Origin of the sequence: Microbacterium maritypicum, from assembly GCF_008868125.1 — a bacterium.
In the GTDB taxonomy this organism is placed as follows: Bacteria; Actinomycetota; Actinomycetes; order Actinomycetales; family Microbacteriaceae; genus Microbacterium; species Microbacterium maritypicum.
The window spans coordinates 351,160-378,005 of the sequence record NZ_WAAQ01000003.1 but is presented as its reverse complement, the minus strand read 5'-3'; the positions used below and the strand labels follow the sequence as shown (position 1 = coordinate 378,005).

Annotated in this window: 22 protein-coding genes; 7 read left to right on the top strand and 15 right to left on the bottom strand. The window is 66.5% G+C overall.

All coding sequences use genetic code 11. From position 1 onward, the window contains the following. Positions 1–60: 60 nt before the first annotated feature. Complete coding sequence (locus F6W70_RS17495; RefSeq protein WP_017828519.1) at positions 61–450, top strand: heavy metal-responsive transcriptional regulator; 390 nt, start codon at positions 61–63, stop codon at positions 448–450. Positions 451–524: 74 nt separating this feature from the next. Here the strand turns inward: F6W70_RS17495 and F6W70_RS17490 are convergent, their stop codons facing one another. The 3 genes from F6W70_RS17490 to F6W70_RS17900 form a co-directional block, all read right to left on the bottom strand. Next, complete coding sequence (locus F6W70_RS17490) at positions 525–1,754, bottom strand: hypothetical protein (RefSeq protein ID WP_223849007.1); 1,230 nt, start codon at positions 1,752–1,754, stop codon at positions 525–527. A 732-nt stretch (positions 1,755–2,486) separates the two neighbouring features. Further along, positions 2,487–2,822, bottom strand: coding sequence for a helix-turn-helix domain-containing protein (locus F6W70_RS17485; RefSeq protein ID WP_060960789.1), 336 nt, complete (start codon positions 2,820–2,822; stop codon positions 2,487–2,489). Continuing rightward, a complete protein-coding gene (locus tag F6W70_RS17900) occupies positions 2,812–3,138 on the bottom strand; it encodes a tyrosine-type recombinase/integrase (RefSeq protein ID WP_275587390.1) in 327 nt (108 codons plus the stop codon). Before F6W70_RS17900 ends, F6W70_RS17485 begins: the two co-directional genes overlap by 11 nt. A 26-nt stretch (positions 3,139–3,164) precedes the next feature. On the opposite strand from F6W70_RS17900, the gene F6W70_RS17480 reads away from it, so the two are divergent. From F6W70_RS17480 to F6W70_RS17470, 3 genes are all read left to right on the top strand, one after another. Then, the gene (locus F6W70_RS17480; RefSeq protein ID WP_051498749.1) at positions 3,165–3,569 is read left to right on the top strand and encodes a response regulator transcription factor; all 405 of its coding nucleotides are present in this window, start codon (positions 3,165–3,167) and stop codon (positions 3,567–3,569) included. Between the two features lie 105 nt (positions 3,570–3,674). Next, positions 3,675–4,115, top strand: coding sequence for a zinc ABC transporter ATPase (locus tag F6W70_RS17475; RefSeq protein WP_151487469.1), 441 nt, complete (start codon positions 3,675–3,677; stop codon positions 4,113–4,115). A gap of 33 nt (positions 4,116–4,148) precedes the next feature. Then, the gene (locus F6W70_RS17470) at positions 4,149–4,934 is read left to right on the top strand and encodes a hypothetical protein (RefSeq protein ID WP_061683262.1); all 786 of its coding nucleotides are present in this window, start codon (positions 4,149–4,151) and stop codon (positions 4,932–4,934) included. Positions 4,935–5,393: 459 nt separating this feature from the next. Here the strand turns inward: F6W70_RS17470 and F6W70_RS17465 are convergent, their stop codons facing one another. From F6W70_RS17465 to secA2, 5 genes are all read right to left on the bottom strand, one after another. Continuing rightward, positions 5,394–7,505, bottom strand: a complete 2,112-nt coding sequence (locus tag F6W70_RS17465) for a TniQ family protein (RefSeq protein ID WP_151487468.1) — start codon at positions 7,503–7,505, stop codon at positions 5,394–5,396. Further along, the gene (locus F6W70_RS17460; RefSeq protein WP_151487467.1) at positions 7,502–8,593 is read right to left on the bottom strand and encodes an ATP-binding protein; all 1,092 of its coding nucleotides are present in this window, start codon (positions 8,591–8,593) and stop codon (positions 7,502–7,504) included. Before F6W70_RS17460 ends, F6W70_RS17465 begins: the two co-directional genes overlap by 4 nt. Next, positions 8,590–10,365, bottom strand: coding sequence for a TnsB C-terminal domain-containing protein (locus tag F6W70_RS17455; protein ID WP_170287955.1), 1,776 nt, complete (start codon positions 10,363–10,365; stop codon positions 8,590–8,592). Before F6W70_RS17455 ends, F6W70_RS17460 begins: the two co-directional genes overlap by 4 nt. Positions 10,366–10,742: 377 nt before the next feature. Then, complete coding sequence (locus F6W70_RS17450) at positions 10,743–11,471, bottom strand: TnsA-like heteromeric transposase endonuclease subunit (protein WP_151487465.1); 729 nt, start codon at positions 11,469–11,471, stop codon at positions 10,743–10,745. A 295-nt stretch (positions 11,472–11,766) separates the two neighbouring features. After that, the gene (secA2, locus tag F6W70_RS17445) at positions 11,767–14,088 is read right to left on the bottom strand and encodes an accessory Sec system translocase SecA2 (RefSeq protein ID WP_170287954.1); all 2,322 of its coding nucleotides are present in this window, start codon (positions 14,086–14,088) and stop codon (positions 11,767–11,769) included. A 227-nt stretch (positions 14,089–14,315) separates the two neighbouring features. Here secA2 and F6W70_RS17440 point away from each other — a divergent pair, with 227 nt between their 5' ends. Beyond that, a complete protein-coding gene (locus F6W70_RS17440) occupies positions 14,316–14,633 on the top strand; it encodes a hypothetical protein (protein ID WP_061683897.1) in 318 nt (105 codons plus the stop codon). A gap of 776 nt (positions 14,634–15,409) precedes the next feature. Here F6W70_RS17440 and F6W70_RS17435 read toward each other — a convergent pair. Beyond that, positions 15,410–17,425, bottom strand: a complete 2,016-nt coding sequence (locus tag F6W70_RS17435) for a serine/threonine protein kinase (protein ID WP_151487463.1) — start codon at positions 17,423–17,425, stop codon at positions 15,410–15,412. Between the two features lie 92 nt (positions 17,426–17,517). Then, on the bottom strand, positions 17,518–18,891 hold the full coding sequence (gene dnaB / locus F6W70_RS17430) for a replicative DNA helicase (protein WP_082524306.1): 1,374 nt from the start codon (positions 18,889–18,891) through the stop codon (positions 17,518–17,520). Between the two features lie 559 nt (positions 18,892–19,450). Here dnaB and F6W70_RS17425 point away from each other — a divergent pair. Both F6W70_RS17425 and F6W70_RS17420 read left to right on the top strand, forming a co-directional pair. Then, entirely contained in the window at positions 19,451–20,446 is a 996-nt protein-coding gene (locus tag F6W70_RS17425; RefSeq protein ID WP_151487462.1) for a hypothetical protein, read from the top strand. 102 nt (positions 20,447–20,548) lie between these two features. Beyond that, complete coding sequence (locus tag F6W70_RS17420) at positions 20,549–22,063, top strand: hypothetical protein (RefSeq protein ID WP_151487461.1); 1,515 nt, start codon at positions 20,549–20,551, stop codon at positions 22,061–22,063. Between the two features lie 357 nt (positions 22,064–22,420). Here F6W70_RS17420 and F6W70_RS17415 read toward each other — a convergent pair whose 3' ends face one another. The 5 genes from F6W70_RS17415 to F6W70_RS17395 are packed head-to-tail and all read right to left on the bottom strand — an operon-like array spanning position 22,421 to position 26,705. After that, the gene (locus F6W70_RS17415; RefSeq protein ID WP_151487460.1) at positions 22,421–22,768 is read right to left on the bottom strand and encodes a hypothetical protein; all 348 of its coding nucleotides are present in this window, start codon (positions 22,766–22,768) and stop codon (positions 22,421–22,423) included. Continuing rightward, positions 22,765–23,607: a DODA-type extradiol aromatic ring-opening family dioxygenase gene (locus F6W70_RS17410; RefSeq protein ID WP_151487459.1), complete on the bottom strand. Its 843-nt coding sequence runs from the start codon at positions 23,605–23,607 to the stop codon at positions 22,765–22,767. Before F6W70_RS17410 ends, F6W70_RS17415 begins: the two co-directional genes overlap by 4 nt. Before the next feature lie 21 nt (positions 23,608–23,628). Then, the gene (locus tag F6W70_RS17405) at positions 23,629–24,492 is read right to left on the bottom strand and encodes an amidohydrolase family protein (RefSeq protein ID WP_055875211.1); all 864 of its coding nucleotides are present in this window, start codon (positions 24,490–24,492) and stop codon (positions 23,629–23,631) included. After that, positions 24,492–25,670, bottom strand: coding sequence for a CaiB/BaiF CoA transferase family protein (locus F6W70_RS17400; protein ID WP_055875214.1), 1,179 nt, complete (start codon positions 25,668–25,670; stop codon positions 24,492–24,494). The genes F6W70_RS17405 and F6W70_RS17400 overlap by 1 nt, the downstream gene beginning before the upstream one ends. Positions 25,671–25,700: 30 nt before the next feature. Then, positions 25,701–26,705, bottom strand: coding sequence for an alcohol dehydrogenase catalytic domain-containing protein (locus tag F6W70_RS17395; protein ID WP_288968446.1), 1,005 nt, complete (start codon positions 26,703–26,705; stop codon positions 25,701–25,703). Between the last annotated feature and the right edge of the window lie 141 nt (positions 26,706–26,846).

Here is a 26,846-nt window from a genome sequence, read left to right as displayed (position 1 = left end):
TTCCACCACAGGGGAAGGTCAAGCACGAAATTTGCGACCAGCGAAAAGGGGGGGCGGGGAATGCGGATCGGAGAGCTCGCCGACGCGGCCGGCACCACGGCGAAGACGTTGCGGTTCTACGAGGACCAGGGGCTCCTGCCGCCGGCCGGGCGCACGCCCAGCGGCTACCGCAACTACACCGCCGAGACCATCGCCCGAATCGACTTCATCCACCGCGGCCAAGCCGCTGGACTCACCCTCGCCCAGATCCAGCAGATCCTCCACATCCGCGACCACGGCCAAGCGCCCTGCAGCCACGTCCGCGACCTCCTCGACGCACGCCTCACCGATATCGACCAGCAGCTCAGGCAGCTCCACGACCTGCGCGACACCCTCGCCGGGCTCCGCGACCAGGCCGAGCACGTCGAGCCCGACACGTGCAGCTCGGATCAGGTCTGCCGCTATCTGTAGCCAAGCCCGGGGGTCTGTCCGATAATTCAGGCAGTCCCACTGGAGGCGCAAGCGTAGCGGGAGGCCATTGGTGCTCAGGTCGAGGTTGAGCGCAGCGCGGGATAGTCGGACCATTCGCCCCCGGAGAGGCGTGCCCAGGCGGCAGCTGATGACGCCGTGATGCCGAGCAGGTCGGACACGATTCGAGGATGCAGTTGTCGGGTGAGGTCCATCAGCGCGGTGACACGAGCGCTGCCGGCGAGGAGTCCTTCTTGACGGAGTCGACGGCTGAGCGGCCCGGGGGTGATCGGTCGGCCCGGGTTCCTGCCCGGGAAGAGCCAAGTGTCGGAGCGGTTGCCGTCGAGCAGCTGGACCATTGCTTCGGCGAGGACTTCGGGCAGCTCGATCGGTTCAGTTCCGACCGTCAGCGTCATGGGGCGCGCGGTCGTATCGACTTGTGCGCGGGTGATCGCTGCGATGCGGGTCAGGTGGAGCCCGTAGAACAGGACGAGCAATCCGCTGACTCGCGTCACGGGATCCATGTCGTCTCGCGTGATGAACGCGCGTGCCATCGTCCACCGATGGTCGGCGGCGTAGTCGCGCCCTTCGAGGCGATGGCTGCGGAACTCGACCCGGAGGCGGCTCAGGCGGTGCCGTCGCAGCCACCGGGTGAACGGCGCGAGGGCATCCCGTTGTGAGGGCGAACCGGTGAGGAAGCCGTCGAGAGATCGCTGCGGGTATGTCGTCAGCGTTTCGCCGCTCGCGCGGATCTGCTGCAGGAGGGCCGCGCACCGCTTCAGCGCCGCACGCACCTTCTGATAGGTGGAGCCGGATCGGACGGCCGTAGCTGGTCTGCCCCTGAGTGATCTGCCCGACGGCAGCAGCTCCCAGGTGCAGTACCGCCGTAGGAGGAGCCGGTCCTCGGGATGGGGGACGGTCGGAAGCCACCGTTGGAACCAGTGCTCGAACCTCGCCGCTTGGATGTCGAAATCGGGCAGCACGCCTGAGCGGATGAGGAGCGAGAGCAGGAATGCCACGGACTGGCCGGCGTGCGCTCTGGTCATGATCGCGTCCGCGGTGAGGGGCAGCGTGCCATCGGCGAGCTCACGGAGGACGACCGCACAGCGGCTCTTGTACAGCCACCGCTCGAGGGAGATCGCACTGCCGTGGTGCGTCACCAGATACTCCGCGAGCGGGTGCAGCTCGGGGCGGATCTCTCCGCTGTCGTCAGCAAGCAGTTGCTGGATGGCGATAGGTCGCCGGCACTCTACGCATAGCCGGTGCTTGCGCACCTCTTCGATCGTCCCGCATCCCGGGCATGCCATCGTCACGGGAGCTCCTGCGCACTCGGCGCAGACCTTGTGCCCATTCATGAAGCCAGTGAGGAACACCTTCCGCCCGCACTCCGGGCACGGCTGGGGGCGTCGCATCGCGTAGTAGCAGCGGGCGCAGACCCGTCGGCCGTCCAGGTGCGTCGCTACGCGGCCCGGCTCCCCGCAGAGCTCGCACATCTTGACCGGCGCGGTGTAGCACGCGAGACAGACGAGCGCGGGGCGACGGACGATAATCGTGGCGTTCTGCCCGCATCGCGAGCAGTCGCCGAACGACCGCGGATCGGCTCGCCAGCAGTCCCGGCAGAACCGTTGCCCATCGACGGTGCGCTGCACGGGCTGAACTCGTCCGCATCTGGCACACGCGACCGATCGGGCATTCCGTTCACAGCGCGAGCAGTGGCGACCGCCGGTCTGCGTCTTGTGAGGCATCCGAACGGCACGTCCACAGGAATCGCATGTAGGCAAGACGACCCGCCCGGCACCCTCGTTCACGAGAGCGTGGGCCAGATCCTGCACCGTCACCGGTACGTTCCGGTGTCGCCCTTCGAGGACTCCAGGTTGTTTGAGGAGTGCGAGTTCGAGACGCCGTTGGGTGAGCGGCACGGGTGCGACTTCAGCCACGATCTCAACAAGGCGCTCCACCGGGATCTCCGGCGCGATCGCGTGGACGAGCCCGGCGACCTCAGCAACCCTGGGCTCCTGCGGAGGCTTCGCCACCGCGGCCTACTTCGAGCGCGGGCGACGGATCGTGGCCCGCACGGGCCGCAGATCGCCGATCGCACCCCGCGTCGCCTCTTCACCCACCGCGACCGGGGCCGCAGCCTCCCGGCGGGTGACCTGCACGAGGTCGTCGAGCGAGCACTCCAACGCGTCGCACAGCGCGGCGAGCACGTCGATGCGAACCCGCTGCGGTGCTTGCGTCACCAGTCGGTACACCTGTTCCCGGGACAGGTCGACGCCCCGCTCCTCGAGCAACGGCTTCAGCTTGGAGGTCTGGAAGATCCCGCGCGAGGCCATCACGCTGCGGAGGCTCCATGCGGTCTCGAGCTCAACGGTCATCTGCTTCTCCTTCGATGAGGGCCTTCAATGCGTCCGCGAGTACCCGGTTCTTGAAGTCCGAGCTGACGGAGGCGTAGATCGAGGTCGTCGAAGCATGCATGTGCCCGACCTGCTCCTGGACGAATCGGTCGGCGTAGCCGAACTCGAGCAGGTGCGTCACGTACGAATGCCGGAGGCTGTGCAGAGTCAGGGCCTTTGACAAGCCGGCCTCGTCCCGCAGCTCCGCGAACCGCCGGTCGAGATAGCCGGCCGACAGTCGGGTGCGGCGTTCCGTCACCCACAGCGCGTCAAGACGGTATCCACGCCACCCGCGCAATTGTCGACGGCGGGCTGCGGAGCCGCGTGATCGTACTCACGACGTTCGACTTGGACGAGTACGCCTTCGGGGCACTCCGCGCGGGGGCGAGTGCGTTCCTCGTCAAAACTGCGACACACCAAGAACTCGTGGACGCCGTACGCGTCGTCGCTCGAGGCGATGCCATCGTGACGCCCCGCATCACACGGCAGCTCATCGACGCCTACACCGGCCGCGACCAGCCCGTCCCGGGCGGACAGGGCCTCTCGGTTCTGTCCCCCCGAGAACGCGACGTTTTCAACGCGATCGCGCTCGGCCTCTCCAACGGCGAGATCAGCCAGGCACTGCATCTCTCACCCGCAACGGTGAAGACGCATATCAACCGAATCTTCGCCAAGCTCGGCGTCCGCGACCGCGTGCAGGCTGTGATTCTTGCCCACCAGCTCGGGTAGACCATCGGTGGTCAAGCGAACTGATGCGCGAACGCGACGGGGCTGAGCCCTAGACGCCGCGGTGCCGAAGTGAGACACTTCTCTGTTCTACTTCGGGAGGTCACCATGGGCGACGATGAACCGGCGGTCGATTGGGAAGGCGTCATCCGCGAGATGATCACGCGTGCGACCGAGGCGGCGCCCACCGAACCGGGCGTCTACAAGATGCCGTGCGGTGAGTGTGTGGTCGATTTCTTCATCACCGCTGAGGGCGAGGAACGCTGGCTCGTCGCCGGGGACGACCGCTCCTACACTCGTGAGACCGTCGCGATCGCCCGTCACGGAGACCACCCCTGGGAGCGTCTCTACACGCTCGCTGACGCGGCAAGGGAAGTGGCGCGAGTCGCCGCCGCGAACGGCGGCGACATCGACCGAGTACTCGAGGAGCTGGTCGAAGCAATCGACGACCGCGAGGTCGAGCGGGTGGTGCGTGAGCGGGATGGCATGAGCGGTGAACCGCTCGAGGATGTGGCGGCGCGCTTCGGCGTCGACGTCGATGAGCTGTAGAAGCAGCCTCGACTGCGAGCGTGGAGAGCAGCTGTGAGCGAGTATCCGTGGTTCGACTTCGACCAGGTCGACTTCGTCACCTCGGACCAGCATTTCGGTCACGCACGCATCAGCGAACTCGCCGAGCGTCCGTTCGCGACCGTGGAAGAGATGAATGCGGAGCTTGCGCGACGATGGAACGATGTGGTGGGCCCGGACGACGTTGTGCTTCATCTCGGTGATCTCGCGCTCGGGCCGATCGAGGAATCCGTCGGGCTGACCGCGCACCTGAACGGGCGACGGTTCCTCGTGCCCGGCAACCATGATCGGGTCTCGCCGGCGACACAGTCAAGGCGCGCGATCGAACGGTTCACGCCGGTGTACGAGGCGGCCGGGTGGAGCATCCTCCCCGAGGTCATTGAGGGCACACGCCACGGGTACCGGATTCTGGCATCCCACTACCCCTACAGCGGCGACTCGCACGGCACCGACCGGCACACGACCCACCGCCCACGCAGCGACGGTGGCGTCCCGCTGCTGCACGGTCACACGCATGCCCGCGATCACGGCCCGCACGGGCACGAGTTCCACGTCGGCGTCGACGCGCACGACTTCACGCCCATCCGCTTCACCCTCGTCGACGAATGGATCCGCAGCCTCCCGGGCATCGAGACGCGCCTGCAGGCCGCGACCCGGGAAGCGCGCACGGTCCTCGCCGGCGTCATCGACGGTGAAACACCGGGCTCAGACGCGCTGTTCTACATGCAGGGTTACAACGAGCTCGTCATCGTTCTTGAGGAGCTTCTCGACGCGCTCCCTCCCGAAGAGCCGAACGGGTAGCCGGGAACAGGTCGCGGTTCGCGTTGGGGCCGGATCGGAGGGTGCGGGTCTCGGTCCGGTATCGCACCCATCCTTGCCTGCGCCAATGCACCATCACGAGGTTCCGGACTGCCCGTGACGACCACGCCTCCTCATGGTCGGCGTAGTCGGGATCTTGGGTGGCGAGTTCGCTGAACAGTTCGCGGAACGTCGGCGGTTCGCTGTGCTCACGGGTGTAGCGATGGATGATCTTCACCGCACGGCGCGCCCAGCTCGGCGCGGTCTTCGCTGACGTGAGTTCCATGAAGAGCGGCGCCAGGTGGGGTGCCGACCACGGCTTGACCACAGGTGCGGTCTTACTCGAACGATGATCCCCAGTTGTGTTCGGAGCGACAGCGACTACTCCGTGTTTGTCGCCTGGGGCGATCGGCGCGGCTTCTCCTTCACCGAGTCGGTATTCCGGGTCCCGCGGTCTGTCACTCATTCGGAGATCACCACTTCGGCGAGGTCTTTGGTTCGGCCTCCGCGCGCCCGGAGTTGCACGTCGAGTAGCCGGAGTCTCCGGGCAACGGTGGATTCGCTGCATCCAAGTTCGCGTGCAATCGCCTCGAGCGTGCGGCCGTTCTGATAGTCGACTCGGATTCGGTCGTCGTCGACGACGACCTGGCGTGGGGCGTGCGCGGGTCGGAGTTCGATTCCCGCCTCTTTCAGGACACGGCTGATAACCGAGCGACCGACGCCCGAATCGCTGGCGAGGTCTTTCAGAGCCCGGCCGCTGCGGTATTCGTCCACGAGTTCGCTGAACGTGAATGTCGTGCGGAGGTGTTCGCGAGCGGGCTGGTTGACGGGCCACCTTGCTGTGCGTTCGGCGTCGTCGACCGTGGGGTTCCAGTCAGCGACGTCGAGGGGAGGACTCCAGCGCACGGGTTCGTTGATGCGATGCGCCTCGAGGAAGCGTCGGGCCACGTTGAGGAGCTCGAGCTCCAACTCGTGCGAGAGGGAGGCTGCCAGCTCTCGGGCGTTCGTGACCTCCGCGGCGGAGTGCGGCCGGAAGAGCTGCGGGGCCTGGTCTGGATGGTTCCCGCTGAGCCAGCTGTAGAGCAGCAGCCGAATCTGTCGCAGTCGTGGGGCGCCGCCGCGACGAGTGTTGACCCGGGCTGCGATCGCGTTCCAGTCGACGGCCGGGAGGAGTGATGCGTAGTCGAGCGCGCGTCGGCGCGCGTAGTCGATTGGGGGGTTCTCGGCATCGAGGTAGATGGCGAGGCGGGCGATGGGGAGCAAGAGGTTCTTGGCGGGGTCGGTGTCGCGCAGCAACCGGGTGGTATCCCGGACGCGGTGCCGGGGCAGTGGCGATCCAAGCATTTCGAGGGCCTCGACGTGGCTGAGGCGGGTGCCTGCGATCATCACTGCTGTGGAGACGGCGGCGGCTGCGAGCTCGGGATCGGTCTTGGGAATCCGAAGTTGCGCCGCCCACTCGGGCCAGATCTGTGCGGGAAGTTTGCGCGCTCGTTCTTTCGCTCCGGACGGTGGAGGGGGAACAAGGTGCTGGATGTGTGTGAGGTGGCGCATGTTGAGGCCGCGCGATCGGGCAACCGAGACCTTCAGCTGGAGGCTGTGTTGATCGAACACCGCTGATGGTGGGATACGGCCGTGGAGGAGCTTGAAGAGGCGGTCGGGGTCCTGCACCGCCTGGAAGGCGAGACTGGCTCCGAGCGCTGCCAGCGCCGAGGTTCGGGGGCGTTCCTTGCGGAGGATGCCGTCTTCGTCGAGTGCCTTACCGAGGGTTGCCGACGGGATATCTCCAGCATCGATGTCCTCGCCATTGACGAGAGCACGGACCGCGATGCGAGCGATGGTTCGGAGATCCTCCATAACGAGCGGTGCAGCTTGCGGGTTGTCGCGGTACATGCCGAATCGACCGACGCCTTGAGAGATCGTCGCGAACTGGGCTCGCTGCGCAGCAAGCATCCCCGTGCTTGCCTCGACGCGTCCGGTCTCGTCGCGCAGATCGGCGCCGCAGCGTTGACGCGGATCTGCCGCGCGGTGTGGCCTGTTGTGGCAGCATCCCGGTCGTGGGACGAGATACATCGGTTGCGGGCGTGCGCGCGGTGCCTCACCGCAACTAGGACAGATGTCGCTGAGCACGCGCCGGTGACGAGGGCACATCGACACGAACGCGTACGTCCACGAGAGCCTCCACCGGCCACCAGAGTCGAGGAGGCATTCCGGGCAGAAGCGCCCTTGCGTCCCCGCGGTCGGACATTGGATGCTCAGCCGCCCCTTGAGCGTGTACTTGGTCACCGTCGAAGCGAACGCCGACCTGGTCATGGCTTGCAGGCAGTCGGCCGACAACCCTGTCGTGTGGATGAGGCGCTCGAGTGGTCCCTCGTCGAGGTGGAACGACCACCGGTTCAGACGCCCGACGGAGTAGTGCTGATCCTGCTCGACGGCCGCTGGGCCGGATAGTCCCAGTGCGACGATCATCTGTCCGAAAGTGACGCCGTGCGCGGCTGCCATCGTTTCCAGCCAGGAGTCAAGAGGTTCGTCTGGCATGGGGCGAACCCGGAACGGCAGACGACGAAGCTCGGTCATGATCGGGCGACTCGCCGTGCTTTGTTCACGAGAATTGCTGTAGCGCCACGTGCGATCTCCGCAGCTTCATCGATCGAGACCTGTTCCAGGAGATCCGTGTCGAGGGTCTCCTTCCCGGTGCGGATGGCGCGTATCGCTCCCAGGCGGATCAGTTGCATCAACGATCCGATGACGCCTGTCGAGCGAATGTAGAGGTAGTCGCTGAGCGTGTCGGCGAGGGTGCCCGGACGCATCCGCGCAAGCATCAGTCGCTGCTCGATCCCGAGCAGCGTGTCGCGCCACACGGGTGCGCCGATCGCCGTGAGCGGATCAAACGCGTGGAGCTGCAGCAGTGTCCATCGCCGGCCGGTCTGCGCCAAGGCGGCGAACTCACCGTTGCGGCCTTCGGAGAACAACCCTCGCTGCTTCAGAGCGACACCGGCGAACAGAAAGGTCGCGGGGTACTCGTTAGCGAGCCATTTGAGCTCGTTCGCGACCTGCTCGCCCTTCTCGGTGCCCGGGCGGAGGAAGTGGACGTCGTCGATAATGATCAGCCGCGTCTCGTGGCGTCGGACTGCGTCGCCCGCCATGGTGGCAAGATCGCGGGCGAGCACCCTGCCCGTGGTCGCCCGCCGCGCCGGGTGTGCGTAGAACTCGAATAGTTGCTGGTGAAGCCCCTTGATCGTCACATCGCCGGTGAGCGTGATTCGGCACACGGGGATCCTCAGGATGTCGTCGTTATCATCCACGTACTCGCCGAGCTGGTCGATCTGTTCCCGGTGGTATCTGAGTCCGTACGCGTCGACGGTGGTCGACTTGCCCAGAGACGGCGGAGCGTCGATGGCCGCAGCGGCCCGAACGCGGGTCACCGCGTCCTCGTTGGCTTCAAGCAGATCGTCGAGTTGCTCATTGGCACGGACAACCTGCGGTGTGCGCAGCAGGATGCTCTCGTGCCATCGCCGGCGTTGCCGCCCGTAGTCCCTGCGCGCGACGGTGTCGAGGGCGCGAATCTGCGCCATAGAGAGTCGCTCCGGCCGGACCGGGCTCGGCCTTTCGGCGAGGTACTTCCACCACTCGTAGGTAGACGGGCCAGTGTCAGGCTTGATCACAAATCCTCCAGGGCGGTCGCGTAGAACTCCGGGTCTGGGTCGTACTCGGTGGGGTCGAGTTCGTCGTCCACGTCGTCGTCGCCACCCAACGGCGCCGGAGAGGACAGGGAGACGGCACGGGGACCGGCCAGCTCCTCACTCGGGAGAGTCACGCCGGGGCTGCTTCGTGCGATGAGCTCCTGCGTCAGGCGGATCGATGTCATGGCTGCCGCTTCGGTCTCGTGTCGGTGCGCGGCGACCTGCCGTGCGGAGGCACGGCGCTCCTGCGGGGTGAGGTGTTGGCCGGATCCCCACCGCGCGAGCAGTGCGGTCAGAGCTGCTTCGGTGTCCGGGATCTGCGGGTTCGAGGCGGCCAGCTTCTTCGCGTACTCGAGCGCGTCGATTCCGAACGGGGTGTTGACCTCTTTGACTCGCTCCCAGGACAGGGTGTGCCATGTGCTGTCTTCGGGGTCGTGGAAGTAGATGTATCGGACATCGTCGGGGTTGACGAAGAAGGGCCAGTCTCGCCCCTGGTTGTAGAGGGATTGCGACCGGTTACGGTACTTGCGGAGCACCCCATCGTCGTCCTTGTAGCGCAGCGTCCAGTTCTCGATTCCGTACCGCTGGATCGTTCGGTGCACAACAGGGAGCATCTCCAGCACGATGTTTCGATCTTGGGGCAGTCGGAGGTGGCCTGCCGTCGCCACGCCCTGCTCGTATCGCTGTTGCGGGCTCATCTCCAGTCCAGGCAGCAGCGGGTCAGCCAGTTCGCTGTGCGGGCGCACGTGGTAAACGGTCGCGATCCACTCGCGGATGATCTCCTCGAGCTGCGAGATGGTGTACACCGCATCAGATTCAGCGTCGAGACCACGGGCCAACAGGTCTTCTCCCTTGAAGCCAGGCAGCTGACTCAGCAGCTCCTTGACGGTGCGGAAGAACCTCTCCACCGCGGCCTTGTCCGTGGGCATGTACAGTCGGGCTGGCTGTACCGAGATCCCCAGCCGCGAACAGACGCTCAGCACATGCTCGGAGAGGTAGATCTTGCCGTGGTCGACGACGATCGTCTCGGGCAGGTTGGCTCGGATGAACCTTGCGACCTGGATGTGGTCCTCGCGGACGATGAGCGTGTCGGGAACCCCCGAGTAGGGCCATGATGCCGTCCTACCCCAGCTTTCGGGGATCTCGAACGGACGCATCGCCTCGAGGAGCACACCGGCGACGTCCATAGCGCGAGCGGTCGGGGTGAGCCTCATACCGACGATCGCTCGATCGTAGAGATCCATCGCGACGGTGAGTTCGCTGTTCACCCAGTCGCCGCTCACGGGATCGAATCCGAACACGTCCAGCGGTGTCGTATCCATGAGGACGTACTCACCTGGCCGAGTGGGAGCGAAGCGACCAAACGCACTCTGCGGCTTGTTCGCGTTCGATCGCTTCGCCTTCGTGCTTCCGTCGAACGTGTTCCGACCCCAGTCGAGGTCGCGGAACGCTCGGTACCGGACAGACTTCGAGGGGATCTTCACCACGCCGACCCCGTACTCGCGCTCGAGCCGCGCTGCCACGCGTCGCATGATCACCTTCCGCGCGACGCGGGGTTCCGTAATCTGCTCTGCCTGGATAGTGCGCACCATGTCGACCCACCGCGGGTCGAGGTTCCCGAGCCCGCGCGTCGGCTTCACGCGGCGGTTGTCCATCAGACCCAGTTCGTCCGCCTCAAGGTATCGAGCCACCCAGTTGCTGATCGTGCGCTCTGAAACGCCCACCTCGGCCGCTTTGGCACGGTAGCGGGACATCTTTCCGCTGTCGGGTGAGTACTCGTCCCGCGGCTCGCCTGGGCGTGCATGTGCGGCACTGCCGGACTTGTACCCGGTGAGAACTTCGCGTACGTGATCGGCTCGCTGATGCACATCCTCCTGCTCGGCTGCCGATAGCTGCGTCCAAATGAGAGCGAGCGGGTCGATCGCAGCGCCACCAGGATCCCGGGGGAACCGGGCGCGGCCCCCATCGCTTGGCGGCCGAAGCAGTTCCGCATAGTGAAGGCGCCGCAGGCGACGGTTGATGTCCTGAATGACAATCGCGTTTCCGGCTATCTCGACGACCGTGCAGAGGGAGCCGTCCCAGCTGAAGCTCGCACCCACGCGGATATCGAAGGTCGGCTCGTCGGACAGCATCACCACGCTGGCTCCACAATCGCTGTCGAAGCGAGCGGCGCTGAGAGATCAGTCGTGAGCCGTCCTGCCCAAAGAAGGTGAAGGACGATTCCCCGCGCATACTCGGGCTCGGCGAGCTGCGCTGCACCGACTCGGCAAGCCTGCCCGAACGTCATCGGCTCTTGAACAGACAGGCGGACCGCCTCGACTTCGACGGGCGCAAACTGGAATGCCCGCCGATAGCCCGCGAGAAACTTGAGGTTGCTCAGGCGGACTGGCTCCGGTTCGCTGAGCACGACGTAGTCCCACCCGATCGACTCGACTAACTGCCCCGACCACGTCAACGCGGCCGCGATCTTCGGATCACTAAGAAGAGCGGCGGGCTTCACATCGATCACACAAGCCCGGCCGCCGGTACGCTCCACGAGGTAGTCCGGCACATGCCGCCGCTTGCGGCTCCCGTCCCTCCCTTCGACAAGGAACGGCTGCGAGAGGATCCACACCGTCGACGGGTCGAAGTCTTCCCCCAGGAGGTTGGCGAGCTCGAGCCTCGACTCATACCCCACCAGCGATTCCATCGTCGCCGACCAGTAGCTACCGGAGTAATGACGCTGACCGCGATAGGCGCGAAAGCGTCGCCACGGGGTCGCGGCGTCAAACGCCGGCAGAGTGAGCAACGAGAGCTCCGTAACGCTGACGCTGTCGTCGCGGCCCCGAATCTGCACTGCCGCCGCACCCATCAGGCTCATCGGCTGCACCGGCCGAGGCCACCTTCTCGTCGTACCGCCGTGACGGGAGCGCAACGTCGCATAAATTGGTTATAGGGCTATCGCCTATTAATGTCAACGAGATCAGCTCGCGTCGTCACACCCGAGCCCGCTGACCGCAGCTCAATCACTTGTGAAGAACGTCATCGACGCGCAAGTGTGTTGTAGGAACCGCTTTGAGATGTCCCCCACGCAGTAAGACTTTGGCGCGTTCAGATGCCGACTTGTCCAGCAAGAACGCGAGTCTTTGTAGCGAGAGTTATCCGTTTCGGCGAGATTACTCGATCCGATAGACGCGTGTCCGAATCCATTTGCCAGCCGCGCGCGCGGCGCGGTCCATCGGACTACCCAGGGGATTGTCGCTGGTCATGTAGGTCCACGTTGCCGACGGTCGGCGCAACCCGAGCACAGTGATGTCCTGCCCGAGCTGGTCGGGTGTCACGTCACGGATGATGTCGGCGGCGCGGTCATAAGCCGACGCGAAGAATCCGCGGAATTCGCGCAGTGCGATGCGGTGAAACTCATCGCGCGGGTTGACGCCGGCGAGGGCCTGCAGGTGGATGCCGTCGCGGATCTCCGTCAGATGTGCCAGATGGTCGCACCACTGTTCGTCGAGACACCACAATGCGACGTCGCGGGCGAGACGAGCAACTACTGACGGGGAGGATGCCGAGGCAAGGCGATCGAATGCCTCTGGTATTCGTCGAGTGACCTCTAGGGCGGCGCGGTCACCGTTCATGACCGCCTCTCGGTCGCCGAGAACGGTGTCGCGCTGGCGGGCGATCGCGCGGCTGAAGTCCCAGGTGTCGCGGTGGCGGTCGTGTTGGATGCCCTCGGCGATCCGCTGCGCCTGGTCGATGATGGAACCGAGCGTGGTCTGGTCGAGTTGCGATCCTCGTCGTCGGATCTTCTCGAGCAGGTGGTCAGGAGCGTTGGCCTGCACCAGTTCGTCGGTGGTGCTCACGAAGGTGGCGGTAGTGCCGGGGTCGCCCTGCCTGCCTGAGCGGCCGCGCAACTGCGCGTCAAGGCGGCCGGACGGATACCTGCCGATCTGCAGCACCGCTAGTCCCCCGCTTCTCGCGACGCGACGATGGTCGTGCTCGTCGATGCCTCCGAGGCGGATGTCTGTGCCGCGCCCCGACATCTGGGTGGATATCGTGACCGCCCCATACTCGCCGGCCTCTGCAATGACTGCGGCCTCCCGCGCGTCGTTGCGGGCGTTGAGCACGTGGGCTTCGATTCCCGCCTCGGCGAGCACCTTTGCGTAGTGTTCGGACTCCGCGACGCTCTGTGTTCCCACGAGCACCGGTTGCCCTGCCCGATGACGCTCTCGAGCCTCCACCAACACGGCATCCACGCGGGAGTCCTCGTCGAGGAAGACACGCTGCGGCAGATCTGTCCGCTGGTTCGGTAGCCGTCGTTCGATCCGACCAGAGCGGAGCGAGTAGAACTCGGCCAGTTCCTCGGCCACTGCGACCATGGTTCCGCTCATGCCCGACAGGGTCATATAGCGACGCAGCAGATCCTGCACCGTGAGGGTGTCGAGGACGATCCCGGGCGACGAGACAGTGAGCTGCTCTTTGGCCTCGACTGCCGCGTGCAGCCCGTCTGGCCACCGTTGCTGGTGCGCGACACGGCCTCTTGCGGTGTTGATGAGCTTGATCGCGTCGTCGACGACCAGGTAGTCGACGTCTCGGTGCACGAGAACGTGAGCGTGGAGGGCGAGGTTGAGGCGTGTGAGCGTCGCTGTGTGTGCGGTGTCGTAGAGGTTCACACCGCCGAGTCGGTTCTCGAGGAGGTCGAGGCCGGCGTCGGTGAGCGAGACGGTGGCATGGTCGGCGTCGATCGCGTAGTGCAGTCCGGGGTCAAGCTCTTGCACGAGGGCGTCCGCCAGCGTGAAGTCTTCCGGGCTGTCTGTGGACGTTCCGGCGAGGACGAGGGGCGACACCGCTTCGTCGATCAGTACCGCGTCGGCCTCGTCGACGATCGCGACATCGAGCACCGGGCTCACGCGGTCTGCTTCGGTTGTCGCGAACCGGTCGCGGAGCACGTCGTATCCGACCTCGCTGACCGGCGCGTAGACGACGTCCAACCTATACATCTCAGCCCGCGTCATCAGCGGCGTGTGTTGACCGACCCAGCCGACACGGATGTCGAGCGAATCGAAGAGGGGACGCATCCACGCGGCATCCCGCTCCGCGAGATAGTCGTTCACCGACAGCACATGTACGCGCCGACCGGCGACCGCGAAAGCGGCCGCAGCGAGAGCACCGGCAAGAGTCTTCCCCTCACCGGTGTCCATCTCTACCGCGTTCCCCGCTGCCAGCGCGCAAGCCGCCAGCAGTTGCTCATCGAACGGCTCTTCCCCGAGCGTGCGCCGCGCGGCCGTGCGCAGCACAGCCAACAGGTCGGCGGTCGGCTCGACTACCGCACTGCGACCTGGCGAGATCAGTGCTGCGCGGGCGGCGCGTGACAAGTCGGCGTCATCGAGATCGCCGGCCCACTGCCCGCGCTCGTTCGCTGCAGACACGATGCGACGGAAGCGCCGAAAGGACGTGGAACCGGGCGCCCCGGTCACTCGCTCAATCCACCGCCTCATGCCCCCATCCAAACACGACGGCTCTGCGCGCCAGCGGAGTGAGTTTGCCGGCCCGAAATGTCCAGATGGACACCGCGTGGACATTTCGTCTGCGAAACGGACAAGTCCAACCGGAACCTACATGTGTCTCATATATCGAAGGCGGCGAGGCCTTATATTTGTGAAGGTCACATTCACGCCAAGCAGTTGCAGGGTCGCCGATCGCTGCGACGTGGGAGACTCGAAACGTGGTGCTGCTGACTGATCTTGCACCCGAACACTCGAAAGCGATGTTCGGCAACAGCCACATGCTCTCCGTCATGCTGTTCATTGCGAACCACGATGACGACGTGTTCTCCGCGCCCCAGATCGTTTCGGCGACCGGCGTGGACCCGACGCTCGTGCATCCACTGCTCGGTCGCCTCAAGAAGGGGCAGGTGATCGAGCAGATTGGCCGCGTCCCCGGTGAACGCACGCTGCTTTTTCGCCGGATCGAGAGTCCGTACTGGGACCTCGCTCGGCGTGTTGCGGCCGAAGGGCCTACTGCCTCCTCGCCGGCTGCTTGAGGCCGGGCGCGTCGGAGGGCGCGAGTAGTGTCGGCCTGCTGAAGGCGATACCTTACGCCCGCTAGAGTGGCCGCTAGCCCAGGAGGGAGTTCACATTGTTCGTTCGCGAAGTCGACATGGCTGCTCCCGTTGCGCGTTGGCTGGAGAGGGTTGGCGGAAGCTGCGTTGGTCACGAGGTGACGGTGGGCTACGGTGTCGCGGACCTCGTCGCGGGCCTCGGAGACGAGGCTCGGCTAAGAAACCGACGTCGCCAAGCGCGCCCAGTCGCGAAGTCCATCCAGCTCGCGGTGCTGGACTTCTGCACCTCTTTCAGGACGCTCGATGACTTGCGAGAGTGGGCACCCCGCGGTCTGTCGTCTCTGAGGCGAGAAGCAATAGATCCGCTTATCGATCAGGGTCTGCTCGTTCTCGCCGGGTCTCGATACCGTACGAGGGTGCGACCGAAGGACCCGTTTGACGAGCTCATTGCCGTCGAGTTGAAGCTCCGAGACGCGCGCCGCGGCATTGCTCAAGCGACCGCGTATCGAACGTTTGCGGATCGCAGCTACCTCGCGCTTCCGCGCGAACGTGTGCGGACAGAAGCCCTCGGCGCCGCTCGTCAGGCTGGCGTCGGGCTACTCGCCGTGGGGTCGAACACGGTCGAGATTCTCGTCGACGCACCCACCCAGTCGACATCGACGCCGGCGAGACGCCGCATCGCGAGTGAGCGTGTGCTCGAGGCGAGTATGGATAGCTCCCGGCTGGGCGGGTCGCAGGCTCCTAGCCTCGCCGTCTAACTAAGCCAGGACTTCCGCCCAGCCTTCGAGGAAGGCCGGGCCTTCACTCGGGAGCCGAGTCGGAGGCAGTTCGCGATATCGCTCCGTGGCAACGTCGACCCAGGTTCGAAGGCGAGCGATCCTCTGTCCGGCGGGGAGGGTCGCCAGTTCGGAAACCTGGCGCGACTGTGCGATGAGGTTGTGCTGCAGGAGGAGGATGCGTTCCTCGGTACTGAGGTCATCCAAGCTGGGATTGCCGTCGAGGAGTGCCGCAGCCTGCGGCGTCCCCAGCTCCACGTATTCGGGCCGACGAGCACGCATGAGCAGGTACGCCTCGATTGACACCAGATTCACGAGCCCCGGTATGTAGATGCGGTCAAGAGATCGCCCACCCGACGTCTCATCCTCGGGATGCGGTGTCATGTTCATCAGGTTCCCCGAGACGCCGGTGGACCATCCTTCCGCTCCGAGAGCAAGGAGCAACAGTCCGCTACTCGCTCGTCGTCCGACGATCACCGGCGTTCCGGCTTCCCGGAGTACGGCGATGAGATCGCGAAGGCCACGCAGCGTGTCGACATCGCCGAGCGGTCCGAACGGCGCCTGTGTAGTACTCAGCAACAGGTGGACGCCTCGCCACTGCCGAGCCGTGAGGGCCGTCAGTAGGAGATCGCGCTGCCTCTCATTGGCGAGCCAGCTGGAGTGCACGGCGACACCAAGCCACATCGAGGTCACCTGCCCGCGCTGAGTAAGGAGCGCCTCCGTCAGTCCTGCGCAGGCCACGGATTCGGTGAGCCAGCTCTGCTCGTTCTCGGCCGCGTAGAAATATGGCGAGACGATCGCGTCAGGTTCGTCGGCCGTCACGGAGTCGAGCACGTTGGTGCAAAACTCTCGACGCGAGGTCTCATCTGAGAACCCGGTTAGTACGGGCGCCGAACCGTACGGGAGCTTTCGGAAGCCTGCCGGTCGAACGGCGAGGGGACTCCGGACGTAGTGAGTGACCGGATCCACGATCGCCTCAGCTCCGACGTCATGTGCAGCGTCAACGAACTCACGGACTCGTGAACCTGCGCGGATATCGATGACCACTCCGTGCGGTCGGAGCGCGGAGAGAAAGCCGTTTTCGGCGTAGTTCTTGACCTGCCCGATGTTCAGCAGAAAGCGCTGGGGGCTGGTCTCGATGGTCGACGCCGACTGCATCGACGAAATCGCGAGTGTGAGGTCTGTCAGAAGCTCGCTGACTTTGAGATATCGCCTGTGCGGCTGCTTGTGCAGCATCCTCTCGACGACATCCGCGACGGCCGAGGGAATCTCCGGGTCGATGGCTCGTATTGGTTGAGGTGTCTGCACTGCGGGCGCGCGCCATCGATCGATGAGGCTGAGTGCGTAGAAGGGCTGCACGTTGGTCAGGAGTCGGTAGGCAAGCGCGCCGATGACGAACTGATCACTACGCCAGTCGCCGTGGACGGGGGACGAGCCAACCTGCTCAGGGCTCATCCATCCCGGCGTTCCGGGGGTCGGCAACGCGGTGTAAGACTCATCGTCTACGTGACGAGCCAACCCCAAGTCGACGATGACCGGCCTGCCGTCAGCGTCGAGGATGATGTTGTTCGGGCTCAGGTCTCGATGCGCTGTGCCTTGGGCCCAGATCGACGCGGCCGCATCGGTTAGCCGGCTTATCAAGTCGAGCGCTTCGAGCGGAGTGAAGACCACTCCGGCCCCGAGCTCGGCCCCAAGAGACCTACCCTCGATGAACTCCATCCGAATCCAGCAGTAGTCGACTCCCTCGAACTTGTGAACGCCATGAGCGAGGAATTGCACGACTCCGTCGTTCGTAACTCGTTGCAGAGCATTGAGTTCTCTGTCGACACGCTCACGCTCGGAGAGCCCCGGATCGATGATCTTGAGGGCTGTTTGCCGGTCACCCTCTCGGATTCTGAAGGTGCAGGCGAATCCGCCCGTGCCGAGGTGGGCTACCTCATCCGCGAGGGGAAAGAGGGAAATGGCGACTCGTTCGAGCAGCGTGCGATCGGCTGGCAAGTTCTTTCCTTACATCGTCCGAGGGGATGAGTTTTCAAATTTGCAAGTCGTTTGAAAACCGTCGTGGAATTCGCAACTCTCACCGAGAACCTTCAGTTGAAGTCGCCGCCGGGGGCCATGTCCATGAAGCGCGAGTAGTGTCCCTGGAACGCGACAGTGATCGTCGCGGTCGGTCCGTTACGGTGCTTGGCGACGATGAGGTCGGCCTCGCCCGGACGCACGTCCTTGTCGTAGACCGAGTCGCGGTGCAGCAGGATGACCATGTCGGCGTCCTGCTCGATCGAGCCGGACTCTCGCAGGTCGCTGATCGCGGGCTTCTTGTCGGTGCGCTGCTCGGGACCACGGTTCAGTTGCGAGAGGGCGATGACCGGAACCTGCAGCTCCTTGGCGATGAGCTTGAGGCTTCGCGAGAACTCCGAGACCTCCTGCTGACGCGACTCGACGCGCTTGCCCGATGTCATGAGCTGCAGGTAGTCGATGATGACCATGCGCAGGCCCTCGCGCTGCTTGAGTCGACGGCACTTGGCACGGATCTCGACGAGTGTCATGTTCGGGCTGTCGTCGATGTAGAGCGGGGCGTCGTTGATGCGGCCTCGGGTCGCGGCGACCGTGGTCCAGTCGCGCGGGTCGAGGTTTCCCTTTCGCATGTTCTGCAGAGGGATCGCACCCTCGGCGCTGAGCAGACGCATCGCGATCTCGCTCTTGCCCATCTCGAGCGAGAAGAACACGGAGGGGAGGTTGTGGCCGATGGATGCCGAGCGGGCGAAGTCGAGCGCGAGCGTGGACTTACCCATGGCGGGTCGGGCGGCGACGACGATCATCTGACCGCCGTGCAGGCCGTTCGTGAGCTCGTCGAGCTCCTTGAAGCCGGTCGGAACCCCGGTCATGGATCCGTCGCGACCGCTGGCGGCTTCGATCTCCTCGAGGGCGGCATCGACGGCGATCTGCAGGGGGACGTAGTCTTCGGCGGTCTCGGATCCGGTGATCGAGTAGATCTCGGCCTGTGCGTTGTTGACGATGTCGGTCGCGTCGCCCTCACCGGCATAGCCGAGCTGCACGATGCGGGTGCCGGCGTCGACGAGCCGGCGCAGGATCGCGCGCTCCGAGACGATGCCGGCGTAGTAGCCGGCGTTCGCGGCCGTGGGCACGATCGAGGTCAGGGTGTGCAGGTAGTCGGCGCCGCCGGCGCGGCCGAGCTCGCCCGTCTTGATGAGCTCATCGGTGACGGCGACGACGTCGGTGGGCTCGCCGTGCGAGTACAGCGAGAGGATGGCCTCGAAGATCAGCTCGTGCTTGGGGATGTAGAAGTCGGCGCCCTTGAGCGTCTCGATCACATCGGCGACCGCATCCTTCGACAGGAGCATTCCGCCCAGCGCGCTCTGCTCGGCGAGGAGGTCGTGGGGAGGCGTGCGCTCGGGCGCGCGCTTCGCGCCCATGCGCTCCTCTGAGATGTCAGCGATCGACACAGTCTTCCCTTCGATGCGACGTTTCCGATGCGATGTTCCGAGGAGACGCCTCGACGGCGGGGCCTGTATGGATCTCGGCCCTCACGCCACCCTGAACAGCAAAACAGGTGCCTCCGACATTCGGTCGCTCGCCCACGCTACGAGCGACTCTTTCCACATGCAACACGGCCTGTGGATAACCATGTGGAAAGCGTGCGGACAAAGTCGGAGTGTCTGTGCACAACGGGTGTGGATAACCCCGTGGAGGAGCGGGAAAGCAAACTTTTTTATCTGCCCTGATCTGGTATTTACCCTTTCCCCAGCCTGTGGATGAAAATCAGTTTAAATCGGGCGTTGAAGGTTGCCCTCTCCGGGGATGGGATGTGTAGAACCTGGGGAAAGTCAAGCCGAGATTTCTCCGGGCGCGTCACACCCCGACATCCCCGGAAACGCGCGGAGAACCCCCTAGACAGATCGTGCGGCCGCGAGTATCGTCGCCTCCAATCGACGCAGCTCCGTCGAGATTCGTGGCTTTCTGAGGGGGAGGCACACGAGATCACCTTCTGAGGGGGAGGTTGACGTGGACGTTCGGGCCACCCGACGCGGCACACCTGCCGTCGTCTTCTGGGGTGGCATCGGCGTGCTCGCCTGGGCGACGCTCACCGTCCTCCTCTCGGGCGGATCCGCGCACGCGGACGACCAGGAAGACGGGCCGCTCGACGGGCTCACCTCGCTGGTCAGCAACACGGTGTCGGCCGTCACGGCCCCCGTGGCACCCATCGTCACAGAGGTCGTCGCTCCCGTGGTCACACAGGTGGTCGCCCCCGTGCAGCAGGCCGTCCCGGCCGTCGTCGCCACCGTGACCGCGCCGGTCGTGGACGCTCCGGTCGTCGGGCCGGCGGTCACTCCCGTGGTCCATGCCGTGACGGAGACCACGACGGCGGTCGTCGCGCCGGTCACCGACGTGCTGACCGGCGCACCGGTCTCCCAGATCACCGATCCGATTCTCGACACGGTCTCCGGCATCCCGGTGGTCGGCGGGCTCGCCTCCGACCTCGGCCTGATCTCCGCGGTGGGCGACGTCGTCGGCGTGGTCGATGACGCCACCGCACTTCTCGGGAACGTCACGAATGAGACCATTCCTCCCGTGCTCGAGGCCCTCGACCCGACCTCGCCCGAACCCGGCGAGGGGCCGGAGAGCATCACCGAGCCTGCGGTGACGACGACCCCGACCGTGATCATCGCGGAGGACATCGCGACGATGCCCCCGGTCACGTCGACAGCTCTGCCCCCGGGCGGATCCCCGCATCCGAGCGTGCTCTCCGCCGCGGACGGCGCCACCGGCGCCGGCGACGACACCACTCGTGTGCCCACCGACCCGCCGCCGTCGAGCCCGCCGGGCAGCACGGTTCCCGCGTCGTCCTCCGCCGGTCCCGGCGGCGGAAGCGGCGCCTCTCCCGCGCGCCTCAGCGACGCGAACTCTTCTCCGCTCCGTGCTGGTGAGCGGACATCCGGGGCCTCCGACGACGAGCTTCCTTCGTCGCCGGTCGCCGACACCGACGTCTCTCCTGACTGACGGTTCGTCACGTCGTTCCCCCGGGAACGACAGAAGCAGTGCTGCGCGCGCACTCTGATCGCGCGCACCCTTCAGACGAACCATCCAGTCAGGAGAAAGACCATGCGTACATTCATCAAGCGGGCCCTCTGGGGCGCGCTCATCGCCGGAGGCGTCACGCTTCTCGGCGCGACGGCCGCGAACGCGGCCGAGACGACCGGGGACGACGGACTGCTCTCCGGCACACAGGTGGAGACGGCGATCACCGCACCGATCTCGGTCGTGAACAACGCGATCTCAGTGCTGGGCGACGCCGTGTCCACGGCTCCCGCCGCAGCTCCGGCACCGGCTCCGGCTCCGGCGCCCGCCGCAGCACCGGCTCCCGCCCCCGCTCCGGCCCCGGCGCCTGTCGCCGTCGAGACCAGCGGCGCTTCGGGTACGGCATCCGGCACCCAGGCGGCTGTCACCGTCAACCTCCCGGTCACCGTGGCGAACAACGCGGTGAGCGTACTCGACACGTCGACGACCGCCGCCCCGGCCGCGACGCCCCAGAGCCCGGCTCCCCAGGCCGGGACCCCGGCCGAGGCGCCTCTGGTGACCACGAACGGCCTGGACGGAGTGCTCTCGGGCACCCAGGCGCTCCTCGCGGTCAACGCACCGATCACCGTCACCGGCAACGCCGTGTCGCTGCTCGGTGACAGCGAGAGCACCGCGCCGACCGGGCAGGGCGCCGCAGCACCGGCATCCTCCGCTCCGGTGGACGTCACGACGTCCGGCGACGACGGCATCGGCAGTGGCACGCAGGTCACGGCGCCCATCACGGCACCGATCACGGTGTCGGGTAACGCGATCTCGCTTCTGGACGACGCCCGGTCGACGGGTACCGGCGCTGCCGGTCCGAGCGGCTCCACCGCTCCCGCCACCTCGGCGGCAACCTCGGGTGACGACGCGATCCTCGGCGGCACGCAGGTCACGGCGCCCATCACGGCACCGATCACGGTGTCGGGCAACGCGATCTCGCTGATCGACGACGCCACCGTCACCCGCACCGGAGGCACCACCCCCGCAGCGGTCACCCCGGCCACCGGAGGCAACACCACCACCGGCACCGACAGCGTCCTCGGCGGCACCCAGATCACCGCGCCCGTCACCGCCCCCATCGGCGTGACCGGCAACGCGATCTCGCTGCTCGACGACGCCACCGTCACCCGCACCGGTACCGGTGCCTCCGCCGCTCCGGCCGCACCCGCGACCGGAGGCAGCACCACCACGGGAGCTGACAGCATCCTCGGCGGCACCCAGCTGGCGCTGCCGATCAGCCTTCCGATCACGCTGGGCGGCAACGCCATCTCCGTGGTCGGCGAGGCGACGGTGACCGACCCCGGCACCGGGACGAACCCGGGGACCGGCCCCGGCACCGACCCCGGCACGAACCCGGGCACGAACCCGGGGACCGACCCCGGCACGACCCCTGTCCGCACGACCGCAGCCGCCTTCGCCTCTGGCGCGGCGACGACCGGTCAGGCTTCAGGACTCGCGATGACCGGCGGCACGTCGTCGGTCGGACTGGTCGCACTCGCCGCCGTCCTGCTCCTCCTCGGAGGTGCGGGACTCCTGCGACGTCGCCTGATGGCGTAGCGATGACGCCGGTGGTGCGGCCGTCCTCGGGGGAGGAGACCCGCACCGCCGGTGCGCCGCTGCGTCCACCCCACACATCGACGAGGTCGTAGCCCCCCGCTCACCCCGTCGTGCGACGCCGGCGCAGATCGGGCGGATGCCCCGTGGAAACCCCACCCACGGGGCATCCGTCGCGCCCGCGCGGAAGCACCCGGCGGTCCGCCTGTCGGGAGTTCGGACGGATGCAGGGAGCAAGAGCCCGCCCGGACCGCGCGCGGCCGGATCCTCCCGACAGACGTCCCGCGAAACCGGTGCGCAGCTGGTCCCGCGAACCCGCGCCGGGAATCGGGGGCACCCGGTGCACGCGGTAAGGCAGGATCAGGGGATGTCGTCGACCTCGCCGTGCGGGATGATCGCGGCGCGGTAGCGCTCCACGAGTTCCCGCCATCCGGAACCCTCGGTGTACTCGTGCTCGTAGACCGCTTCGGTGAAGTGCCAGAGCAGATAGGGGTGCGCACCGAGACCGTACAGCGTCCCGTAGTCGCGTTCCACGAAAGCGGTGCGCTCCTCAGGGGTCAGCACCCGGTCGTCGGCGACCGCATCGGGGCCTGCTCCCCCGGCGAGCCAGCCATCGACGAAACCCTCGGTGTCGGCGACGTAGGCGTTCACGTTCGCGGTGCTCATCTCGACGGCGCGGATGAACTTGTTCATCATGTACCGGCTCACGATGCGGCCCTCCACAGGAAGAACGGACTGGATGCGAAGCGCGAGGTCGTCGCCTCGGCGAGGTCGGCGGGGCGGCCCTGCATCGCGGCGAGCGCCGCCACGATGTTCACATACTGATAGGTGACGTTGCCCGCGGCCATGATGCGGTCGAACCGGCACCCGGCGATCGCACCGTCGAGGTCGCCGTCACGCATCCAGGCCACCGCCTCGGCATCGAACTCCGGGTCGGGCGAGCCGTTGAACGTGCGCGGGCCGCCGACGTCGGTGGCCATATGGCCCGAGGTGAGAAGTCCCACCCTGGCGTCGCTGTCCCAGGACTCGACCGCGGTGCGCAGGTGCTGTCCGAGCGCGGCGAATCGTGCGGCGGTGGGCAGTGGCGGCAGGATCGCGTTCGCGTGGATCGGCACGATCGGCAGGTCGAGTTCGGGCCGCACGTACTGCAGCGGGAGCACGAAGCTGTGATCGAGGCGCCACTCGTGCGAGACCGAGAAGTCGATCGCCTCGGGCAGCACCTCGCGGCCGGTGATCTGTGTCGCGAGCTCCTGGTTGCCGGTGAGCTCGGCGTACTCCATGCCGAAGGTGCGCACCTCGTTCTCATAGGTGCCGTGGTAAGAGGCGGCCTTGCCGACGATGAACGCGGGCGAGTTGTCCGAGAAGAACTGCCGCACATGGTCGGTGCCGAGCACGATGAGCGTATCGACGCCGGCGTCCGTGATCGCTTCGCGGATGCGACGGAAGTTCGCCTCGACGGCGACGAGGTCGGAGGGATAGGGCTCGCGCATCGCCCGCCACAGCAACGGGTTGTGCGGGGTCGCCGCGGCCATCACCAGTTCAGCCACGATCGGCTCCTTCCTTCGCGCTCACAGTCGGAACAGCTTGCGTGCGTTGTCGAGCAGGATCTTCCGGCGCGACTCCTCTTTGAGCCCGAGCTCGTCGAACTCGGTCATCCAGCGGTCCGCGGTCATCACCGGCCAGTCCGACCCGAACAGCACGCGGTCGGAGATGAGCGAGTCCGCGTAGCGGACCACCTCGGGCGGCAGGTACTTCGGCGCCCAGCCCGACAGGTCGAGATACACGTTCGACTTGTGCCAGACCATCGCCAGGTTCTCGAGGTGCCACGGCCATGCCGGGTGCGCGCTGATGATGTTCAGCTCGGGGAACTCGGCCGCCACGTCGTCGATGTACGGCACGGGGCGGGCGTTCTCGAGGCGGTAGCCACCACCGCCGGGGGTGCCCGCGCCGGCTCCGGGGAATCCGGAGTGGAACATCACCACGAGTCCGAGTTCGGCGCAGGTCTCCCAGATCGGGAAGAAGCGCCGGTCGTTCGCGAGGAACTTCTGCCGCGACGGGTTGAGCTCGCCGACGCCCTTGATGCCGTACTCGTCGTGCATCCGACGGATCTCGGCGACCGCAGCCTCGCCCTTCCACGGATCGATGCCGGCGAAGGCGAGGAACACATCGGGGTGGTCCTGCTGGGCTTTGCCGAGCAGGTCGTTGGGCGCGCCCTTGATGCCGCTCGTGGTCTCCGAGTCGGAGTTCACGATCACTGCCATCATCTTGCGGTCGCGGTACTGATCGGCCTGCTCGGCGAACGACACGACCGGCCGCTCGCGCCCGAAGTGCGCCGACATCTGGGAGTGCCGCTGACCCATCGCCGCGATGAACTCCTCGGTCTGCGGGTGGGTGTGGACGTCGATCGCGACGAGGTCGTCGATGCCGGGCATCAGGCTGTCCCTTCCGTGGGGGTGAGGGATGCGGTGGGCAGCCCGGTGATCTCCTCGGTGTCGGCGCCGAGCGCGGGCGCGTAGCGCAGCTCTGGCCGACCGGAGCGGTGGAATCGGATGCTGGGCACCGGCACGCGCAGCGCACCGTCCGGCCCCTCGATCTCCTCGACCAGCCCCATGCTCGCGATCTGCGGATCGTCGAACAGGTCGCCCATGGTGTTCAGGGGGCCGTGCGGGATGTCGTGCGCGGCGAGACGGTCGAGCCAGTACTGGCGGGGCCGGGTGGCGGTGATCTGCTTGAGCACCCCGTCGAGTTCGTCGTAGTTGCGCACACGCGCCTCGCGGGTCGAGAAGCGCGGGTCGGCGGCGAGGTCGGGCCGCTCGAGCACGTCGAGAAGCCCGGTCCAGAACTTCTCGGGCACCGACATGTGGATCACGAACGCCCTGTCGTCCGAGCCCCGGCAGGCGTAGGCCTGCGCACGACGCGGGCGCGAGTCGGGAGAGGAGACCTGGCCCGTCTCGAGGAATGCCGAGGCGGATTCGGTGAGGAAGTCGAGCAGGGCTCCGACCATCGTGACCTCGACATGCTCGCCCACCCCGCTCACATCGCGGGCATGGAGGGCGGCGAGCACGGCCTGCACGGCCGACATCCCCGACAGCAGATCGGAGAACGCCGGTCCCAGCGGACGGATCGTTGAGGCCGGGACCACCTGGCTGTACATGCCTCCGGTGGCCGAGATGACGGTGTCGTAGGCGGGGCGCTTCGCGGCGGGGCCGGTGGGGCCGAAGCCGGTGATCGAACACGTGATCACCCGCGGGTTATGGGAATGCAGCGCGTCCGGACCGAAGCCGAGCCGTTCGGCGACGCCGGGGCGGAAGTTGTCGAGCACGATGTCGGCATCATCGACCAGGGCGAACAGGGCGGCGAGTCCCTCGGCACTCTTGAGGTCGAGCACCACGCCGCGCTTGCCCCGGTTGTAGGCGGCGAACTGCGGGCTCATGCTCGCCCGCCCCTCCCACCGGCGCATCGGGTCGCCCTCGGGCGACTCGACCTTGACGACGTCGGCACCGAGGTCGGCGAGCAGCTTGGCGGCGAACGGGCCCGAGATGTACTGACCCAACTCGACCACGCGGATCCCGGCCAGCGCTCCGGCGCCCGGGGATGCAGTACTCGTCACTTCTGGTCTCCTCTTCGATACCGACGGCGGTCAGCGCACATCGACGACGACCTTCCCGTCGCCCTTGCGGGGGAAGTCGCGATACGCCGTCGCGATGTCGTCGAACGCGTAGCGTCGGCCGACGAGCGAGGGCAGCGCACCGGCGGCGGCGAGCGCGAGCGCTTCGGCCACGTCCTCATAGCGGGCACTGGCCACCCCGAACAGTCGCTTGCGACGCAGATAGAAGTCGCGGGCGTCGATGCGCAGGTCGCTGTCGACCGATGCGGCGCAGAACACGGCCCTGCCGCCCCATCGCAACGCGGCGATTCCCGCGCTCAAGGTCGGACCGTGGCCGGAGACGTCGAGCACGACGTCGAAACCCTCTCCCGCGCCGAGGGCTGCCGAGAGGGCCTCGGCACCCGAAGCCTGCACGACCTGCTCGTCCCCGAGCGGTGCGAGGTGACGACGGGAAGCCGCGACGACCTCGGCCCCGCGAGCGAGCGCGATGGCCACGGCCGCGCGGCCGAGCGTGCCACCCGCGCCGGTGACGAGAACCCGGTCCCCCGCGGAGAGCGCGACGGTGCGGACGGCGTTGATGACGATCGAGGCGCTGTGCACCACGGCGGTCGCCTGCGCGGCATCGAGGCCATGGCGATCGATCGCGTTGCGTGTGGGGACGGCGACGAACTCCGCTGCACCACCGTCGCGGTGCACGCCGACGACGGTCTGCTTCGGGCAGTCGGCTTCGTCTCCAGCCTGGCAGCGGGCGCACGCCCCGCAGGCGATGTTGGGCTTCACGACGACGGTCTGCCCGATACGTCGCTGGTCGACGCCGGCCCCGACCGCGATGATCTCCCCCGCCGGGTCGATGCCGAGGATGCGGGGCAGCTGCGCCTGCGCTCCAGGGCCGATGCCGGCGATGACATTGAGGTCGAGCTGATTCACGCCCACGGTGTCGACGCGCACGAGCACCTCGTCGGCTCCCGGCGCCGGAACATCCACTTCTGCGACGGTCAACCCGTCCAGGTCGTGGCTGCTCAGCACGGCGGCACGCATCTTCACCTCTTCATCGCGGGAATCTGTTTGGGATACTGTATCCAATTTACACCGGGCCCGTCTAGACCCTGTTCGAGCACGATATCCCGCAAAGCATGGACACGTGATTCCAAATTGGATACCGTATCCCAAAATCCGCGT

Excerpts from the sequence above, each read along its gene's own strand:
- F6W70_RS17495 (WP_017828519.1), top strand. The coding sequence starts at position 61 with ATGCGGATCGGAGAGCTCGCCGACGCGGCCGGCACCACGGCGAAGACG.
- F6W70_RS17490 (WP_223849007.1), bottom strand. The coding sequence starts at position 1,754 with ATGGCATGCCCGGGATGCGGGACGATCGAAGAGGTGCGCAAGCACCGG.
- F6W70_RS17485 (WP_060960789.1), bottom strand. The coding sequence starts at position 2,822 with ATGACCGTTGAGCTCGAGACCGCATGGAGCCTCCGCAGCGTGATGGCC.
- F6W70_RS17475 (WP_151487469.1), top strand. The coding sequence starts at position 3,675 with ATGGGCGACGATGAACCGGCGGTCGATTGGGAAGGCGTCATCCGCGAG.
- F6W70_RS17465 (WP_151487468.1), bottom strand. The coding sequence starts at position 7,505 with ATGACCGAGCTTCGTCGTCTGCCGTTCCGGGTTCGCCCCATGCCAGAC.
- F6W70_RS17455 (WP_170287955.1), bottom strand. The coding sequence starts at position 10,365 with ATGTCCCGCTACCGTGCCAAAGCGGCCGAGGTGGGCGTTTCAGAGCGC.
- F6W70_RS17450 (WP_151487465.1), bottom strand. The coding sequence starts at position 11,471 with ATGAGCCTGATGGGTGCGGCGGCAGTGCAGATTCGGGGCCGCGACGAC.
- secA2 (WP_170287954.1), bottom strand. The coding sequence starts at position 14,088 with ATGAGGCGGTGGATTGAGCGAGTGACCGGGGCGCCCGGTTCCACGTCC.
- F6W70_RS17420 (WP_151487461.1), top strand. The coding sequence starts at position 20,549 with ATGCGTACATTCATCAAGCGGGCCCTCTGGGGCGCGCTCATCGCCGGA.
- F6W70_RS17405 (WP_055875211.1), bottom strand. The coding sequence starts at position 24,492 with ATGCCCGGCATCGACGACCTCGTCGCGATCGACGTCCACACCCACCCG.
- F6W70_RS17395 (WP_288968446.1), bottom strand. The coding sequence starts at position 26,705 with ATGCGTGCCGCCGTGCTGAGCAGCCACGACCTGGACGGGTTGACCGTC.